3 protein-coding genes are annotated in these 6,788 nt (G+C 65.7%); 1 reads left to right on the forward strand and 2 read right to left on the reverse strand.

Annotated elements, in window-relative coordinates:
• Positions 1-67 precede the first annotated feature (67 nt).
• Both ACVOLV_RS21700 and mgtE read right to left on the reverse strand, forming a co-directional pair.
• Entirely contained in the window at positions 68-2,773 is a 2,706-nt protein-coding gene (locus tag ACVOLV_RS21700) for a bifunctional acetate--CoA ligase family protein/GNAT family N-acetyltransferase (RefSeq protein ID WP_481556166.1), read from the reverse strand.
• A gap of 399 nt (positions 2,774-3,172) precedes the next feature.
• Positions 3,173-4,543 carry a magnesium transporter gene (gene mgtE, locus ACVOLV_RS21705; protein WP_481556167.1) on the reverse strand — a complete coding sequence of 457 codons (1,371 nt, stop codon included), beginning with the start codon at positions 4,541-4,543 and terminating at the stop codon, positions 3,173-3,175.
• A gap of 326 nt (positions 4,544-4,869) precedes the next feature.
• Here mgtE and ACVOLV_RS21710 point away from each other — a divergent pair, with 326 nt between their 5' ends.
• Complete coding sequence (locus ACVOLV_RS21710) at positions 4,870-6,681, forward strand: monovalent cation:proton antiporter-2 (CPA2) family protein (RefSeq protein WP_481556168.1); 1,812 nt, start codon at positions 4,870-4,872, stop codon at positions 6,679-6,681.
• Positions 6,682-6,788 lie beyond the last annotated feature (107 nt).

The following is a 6,788-nucleotide window of genomic DNA, read 5'->3' on the forward strand; positions in this document are numbered from 1 at the left end:
CTCCCCAACCCTCCCCTGCGCTGCGCGCAAGGGAGGGTTGGGGAGGGGTGCCTTTGGCTCGCGGCCTTTAGCTCTTAACCTCACCCACCGGCAACGTCACATTCATGATGGTGGAGTCATCCGGGTCCGCCTTCACCTTGAAGCCCAGGCTCTGGCACATCGCCAGCATGGTGCTGTTCTCACGCAGCACCTGCCCTTCCACTAGGTTCAAGCCCAGCCAGCCGGCGTACTCGATCATGATCTGCATCAGCTTCCAGCCGATACCGTGGCCCTTCAGGTCCGAGCGGATCAGGATGCCGTACTCGCCGCGGTTGTAGTCTGCATCGGCGTGCAGGCGCACCGCACCGAGCATCTCGCCGGTCTTGGGATCAATCGCCACCAGCGCGATCGAACGCGCGTAATCCAGCTGGGTCAGGCGGGCGATGAACTCGTGGCTGAAGTGCTTCACCGACTGGAAGAAGCGCAGCCGCAGGTCATCGTCGGTGACGCGCGCGAAGAAGGCGCGGAACAGGCCATCGTCTTCCGGCCGCACCGGGCGGATGAACGCCTTGCCACCGTCGGACAGATCGATCGTGCGTTCCCACTCGGTGGGATACGGGAAGATCGCGAAGCGCGGATGGCCGCGGCCCTTGTGCAGGCGCTTGACCGGAGTGATGGCCACGCGTGCATCCAGCGCGATTACGCCGTTGCGGTCGGCCAGCAATGGATTGAGATCCAGCGTACGGATTTCCGGAATATCCGCTGCCAGCTGCGCCAGCTTGACCAGCACCATCGCCACCGCGCGCTCGTCCGCCGCCGGTACATCACCGTAAGCCTTGAGGATGCGCGAGACGCGGGTGCGGCCTATCACTTCATGGGCAAGCCGCAGATCCAGCGGCGGCAATGCCAGGGTCTTGTCGTCGATCACTTCCACTGCGGTACCGCCACGGCCAAACACGACCACCGGGCCGAAGACCGGATCGTCGGCAATGCCGGCAATCAGCTCGCGCGCCTTGGGCCGGGTCAGGCTGGGCTGCACCAGCACACCCTCGATGCGCGCCTGTGGGCGCTTCTCGCGGGCACGCTGCAGGATGGTGGTTGCCGCAGACTGCACCGCACGCAGGCTGCCCAGGTTCAAGCGCACGCCATCGACTTCGGATTTGTGCGGGATGTCCGGCGAGAAAATCTTCACCGCCACGCTCATGCCCTGCTCCAGCAGCGGCTGGGCCAGGTCCATCGCTTCGTGCGGATCACGCGCAACCATCACTTCCAACGACGGTATGCCGTAGGCCTGCAGCAGTTTGTGCGTGGCAACCGGATCCAGCCATTGCTGATCGTTGGCCAGCGCTGCTTCGACCAGCGCGCGCGCGGCCGGCACATCCACCACGAAATCCGCTGGCAGGCTGGGCGGCGTTTCCATCAACGCGGTCTGCGCTTCGCGGTAACGCACCAGATGCTGGAAGCCGCGCACGGCGTCGGCTTCGGTTGGGTAGGTCGGAACGCGGGCGGTGTTGAGGGTGACCGTGGCGCGGTCGTCATTGCCCAGCCATACCGCGAACACCGGCTTGTCGCGCAGCTGCCGCGAACGTTGCCCCAGCGTGGTGGTCAGCGCCTGCGCGGCTTCGGCCGAGGAAGTGAAAGCAGTCGGCACGTTGATCACCAACACCGCGTCGTTGGCGTCATCGGACAACAGCGCTTCAATCGCCGAGGCGTAACGGCCACCGTCGGCATCGACCACGATGTCGACCGGGTTGTCGCGCGACCAGCCCTGCGGCAAGGCCTGGTCCAGCAGTTCGACGGTGGCCGGCGACAACTCGGCCAGACTACCGCCGAGCGCCTGCAGCTGATCCACTGCCAGCCGGCCGACACCACCGCCATTGCTGAGGATGGCCAGACGGCGACCCGGGAAGGTTCCGAGACGGCCCAGGGTTTCGGCGGCGGTGAACAACTCGTCCAGTGCATTCACCCGCAGCAGGCCGGCGCGGTTGAAGGCTGCGCCGTAGACGGCGTCGGAATCGGCAAGCGCCTGCGAATGGGTGGTGACCACTTCCTCACTGCCGCGTGGCTTGCGCCCGGATTTGACCACCACTACGGGTTTTGCACGTGCAGCGGCGCGTGCGGCCGACATGAACTTGCGCGCATCGCTGATCTGGTCGACGTAGAGCAGGATGGCGCGGGTGCGGTAGTCGCTGGCGAAGTAATCGAGCAGGTCGCCGAAGTCGACGTCCAACGCATCGCCCAGCGATACCACCGCCGAGAAGCCGACCGAGCGCGCCACACCCCATTCCACCAGTGCAGCGGCAATCGCGCTGGATTCGGAAATCAGCGCCAGATCGCCGGCCTGCGGTGTGTGTGCGGCGATGCTGGCGTTGAGCCGTGCATGTGGGGCGATGACGCCCAGGCAATGCGGGCCGAGCACGCGCATCCCCTTGGGCCGTGCGGCGGCTTCCACCTGTGCGGCCAAGGAGCCCGGGCCCTTGCCCAGGCCGGAAGTGAGGATGATGGCGGCGGCCACGCCCAGCTCGGCGGCCTGGCTGACCACTTGCGGCAACAGCGTTGCCGGCACGGTGATGACCACCAGGTCCGGAATCCACGGCAGGTCCTTGAGCTTCTTGACCGTGCGCATGCCATCGATTTCGGCATAGCGCGGGCTGACCCAGCCGATCTGCCCGGCGAAGCCGCCGGCGCGCAGGTTGCGGATTACTGCGCGGCCTGCGGAACGATCACGTGGGCTGCCGCCAATCACTGCCACCGAACGGGGGCGGAATACGGTCTGCAGGTGATAGGTGCTCATTGCGACGCCTGTTGCGGGTACCGGGTCAAAGGTACACGGCTGCGGCGGTGGGTGGGCTGCGTTGGATCAAAGTGGGGGGGTTTGGGAGGTTGGTGGGGGGAGGGTCCTCAGCAACTGCGAAGAGCCCCCCTCCCCGGCCCTCCCCGGCGCTGCACGCAAGGGAGGGAGACAGGCTCTGCCCCCTCCCTTTGGCGTAGCCAAGGGGGTGAAGAAGGCCTGCTTGCGCGCCATTGGCGCGCGGCCTGATGAACGACCGAAGGCTATGCCTTCGGGCCGGACGGGTTGGGGAGGGGTGGTTTTTGCGTTTGTCGTTGGGTTGACCGGTAAAGCCCCTGCCGAGCATGGCTCGGCACTACAGGTTCCTCTACGGGTAACGCCTCTGCCGAGCATGGCTCGGCACTACAAGAGCGTTCCGCCGAGGATCATTGCGGCGATGCTGAAATAGATCACCAGACCGGTGACATCCACCAGCGTTGCCACGAACGGGGCCGAGGCGCTGGCCGGATCGAAGCCAAGGCGCTTGAGCACGAAGGGCAGCATCGAGCCGGATAGCGAACCGAAGGTGACGATGCCGATCAGGGCCGCGCCGATGGTCACTGCCAGCAGCTTCCAGTGCTCGCCGTAGTCGTGCAGGCCCGCCAGCTGCCAGACGGTGATGCGGATGATCGCCAAGGTGCCGAGGATCGCACCCAGCACCACGCCGGTCGGCAGCTCGCGCAGGGCGACCTTCCACCAGTCGCGCAGGCGCAGCTCACGCAGTGCCAGCGAGCGGATCAGCAGCGAGGTGGCCTGTGAGCCGGAATTGCCACCCGAGCTCATGATCAGCGGGATGAACAAGGTCAGCACCACTGCGCGGGCGAGCTCGTCTTCGTAGTGCTGCATGGCGCTGGCGGTGAGCATTTCGCCGAGGAACAGCACGCTCAGCCAGCCTGCACGCTTGCGCAGCATCTCCAGGAAGCCAATCTGCATGTACGGCTTGTCCAGGGCTTCCACGCCGCCGAACTTGTGCACGTCCTCGGTGGATTCATCGATCAATGCATCGAGGATGTCGTCGACGGTGACAATGCCCAGCATCTGCTGCTGTGCATCCACTACCGGGATCGCCAGCAGGTCGTGGCGGCGAATCAGCTGCGCTACCTCTTCCTGGTCCAGCAAGGCATCCACGGTCACCGGCGGGTTGACCTGGGCAACCGACAGGATCGAATCCTCCGGCTCGCCGGTGATCAGCCGCCGCATCGTCACCACCTGCAACAGCTGGCGGCTCTGCGGGTCCAGCACGTAGATGGCGTAGACCGTCTCGCGGCTGCGCTCCACTTCGCGGATGTGCTGCAGGGTCTGCGCCACCGTCCAGTCCGCCGGCACGCCGACGAACTCGGTGGTCATCAAGGCGCCGGCGGTGTTGGGCGGATAGCTCAACAGCAGCTGGATCGAGCGCCGCGCCTCCGGTGCCAGCAGTGGGATCAGCCGCGCCCGCTCGGCGTCATCCAGTTCATGGACGATATCGGTGGCACGGTCGTCGGCCATCAGCCCCAGCAGGGCCGCGGCGCGGGCCGGCGGCAACGCTGCGATCAGCGCGCCGGCATGCTGCAGCTCAGGGGCTTCCAGCAGTTTGACCGCGCGCGGCAAAGACAATGCCGCCAGCGTATTGGCCGCAAGTGGCAATGGCAGGGCGTTGAGGTACTCCACCGCGTCGGCGGTGTTGTAATCGGCAAGGGGCGCGCTCAGCGTGGCTGCGTCCACCACTGGCCGCAGAAATTGCTTCTGGTTCATGTTGATTCGCCTGTTCTGGATTGCGACCGCAACGCCAGCACAGGGCGAACCAGCCCTGTCAGGCGGTTACCGTCGCTGGTGTCGACGATCGCGATCGACTTCTACTGTCGCTGGACATGGGTTGGACTCCGGAAAGGTGCTGCGCGGTTCTACCGCCAGCGGCGCGAGTCTGGTCCTGTTGGCCGACGGGGTCAAGCCTGCACCGCTGCATCCCGCCAATGGAGGGCTGCTGTTCGCGTTCACTCACGGCACAGTGCGCATAATGTGAAATCCTCGGTAGGCAGCTGCCCGACCGGTCAGCTGAATCAATCAAGGAACCCCTTTCAATGCACGGCACCGGTCTCGAACTCGCCTTGGTACTGCTGCTGGCGGCGGTCATCGCCGTGCCGGTATTCAAGCGCTTCGGGCTGGGCGCGGTGCTGGGCTACCTGGCCGCTGGCGTGGTGTTGGGCCCGCACGTGCTGGGCTTCGTGCAGGACGCCGACCGCATCCTCAATGCCGCCGAGATCGGCGTGGTGATGCTGTTGTTCGTGATCGGGCTGGAGCTGTCACCGTCGCGGCTGATGGTGATGCGGCGGCCGGTGTTCGGCGCCGGTACGGTGCAGGTGCTGATCAGTGCGGTGGTGCTGGGCGGCCTGCTGCTGCTCAATCACTTCTCGTGGAAGAGCGCCTTGGTGATCGGCACTGCGCTGGCCCTGTCCTCCACCGCGGTTGGCCTGCAGCTGCTGTCCGAGCACAAGGCACTCAACTCCGATTATGGCCGGCTGGGCTTCGCCATCCTGCTGTTCCAGGATCTGGTCGCCATTCCCTTGCTGGCCGCCATCCCCTTGCTGGGCGGGGTCAAGAACGAAACCCTGAGCTGGCAGGATGCCTCCATTGCGCTGGGCGCGCTGATGCTGGTGATCGTGCTCGGCCGGCCGATGCTGCGCCAGCTGTTCAACATCGTCGCCCGCACCCGCATGCCGGAAGTATTTACCGCCACCGCCTTGCTGGTGGTGTTGGGCACGGCCTGGTTCATGGCCGAGGCCGGGCTCAGCGCCAGCCTCGGCGCCTTCATCGCCGGTGTATTGCTGGCCGACTCCGAGTTCCGCCACGAGATCGAATCGCAGATCGAGCCGTTCAAGGGTCTGCTGCTCGGCCTGTTCTTCATTGCCGTTGGCATGGGCATCGACCTGAAGCGGGTTGCCGCCGAACCCGAGATCATCGCGCTGGGCGTGGCCATCCTGCTGGCGGTGAAGTTCTCCATCCTGATCGCATTGGGCCTGGCCGCACGCCTGTCGCTGCGCAATGCACTGATGCTGGGCAGCGTGCTGTGGCTGGGCGGCGAGTTCGCCTTCGTGGTGTTCAACGAAGCCGAGCGCGCGCATCTGCTTGGGCGGATCAACCACGACCGGTTGGTGGCGGTGGTCAGCCTGTCGATGGCGATCACGCCGGTGCTGCTGCTCGCCCTGCAGCGCTCGCTGCAGCTCAAGCCGCTGCCGCGGCCGACGCAACCCGAACCGGATGAGACCCTGAAGGATGCAGGCGAACAGCGGCCGAAGGTGCTGATTGCCGGCATGGGCCGCTTCGGCCAGGTCGTCGGCCGTCTACTGACCGCGCAGCGCATTCCCTTTGTTGCGCTGGAGGCCGACCCGGACACGGTCAAGGACCTGCGCCGCTTCGGCAACCAGTTGTACTACGGCGACCCTACCCGCCCCGACCTGTTGCGTGCCGCCGGCGCCGAGCACATCCGTGTGTTCGTGATGGCGATGGACGACCCGGACACCAATCTGCGCGCGGTGCGGCTGGTACGGCGCATGTACCCGAAGGCAACGGTGCTGGCGCGTGCGCGCAACCGCCAGCACGCCTGGAAGCTGCTGGACATGTCAGCCGAACCGTTCCGCGAGGTATTCGGTTCCAGCCTTGAAGCCAGCGAACGCGTGCTGACTGCGCTCGGTATTCCGGACAGCATTGCGCGCGACCACGTGCAGCGTTTCCGCGAGCACGATGAAGCGCTGCTCAAGGCGCAGCATCTGGTCTATGACGACGAGGTGGCGGTGATGCAGACCTCGCGCGATGCCCGCGCCGACCTGATGCATCTGTTCGAGGCAGACGCCACTGACAGCACGACGGTGCCGCCGCCCAACGACAAGGACTGAAGCGCTTCGGGCTGGCATTGTTCTGTGCGCGCTGTGGGAGCGGCGTAAGCCGCGAAGCTGATGGTGCTGAAGTCGTTGCTGTCTATGTCATCTCATGAAGTAGCGGC

The organism is Stenotrophomonas sp. STEN023 (assembly GCF_056760135.1).

Coding starts and splice junctions, on each gene's coding strand:
- mgtE (WP_481556167.1), bottom strand. CDS start 4,543: ATGAACCAGAAGCAATTTCTGCGGCCAGTGGTGGACGCAGCCACGCTG.
- ACVOLV_RS21710 (WP_481556168.1), top strand. CDS start 4,870: ATGCACGGCACCGGTCTCGAACTCGCCTTGGTACTGCTGCTGGCGGCG.
- ACVOLV_RS21700 (WP_481556166.1), bottom strand. CDS start 2,773: ATGAGCACCTATCACCTGCAGACCGTATTCCGCCCCCGTTCGGTGGCA.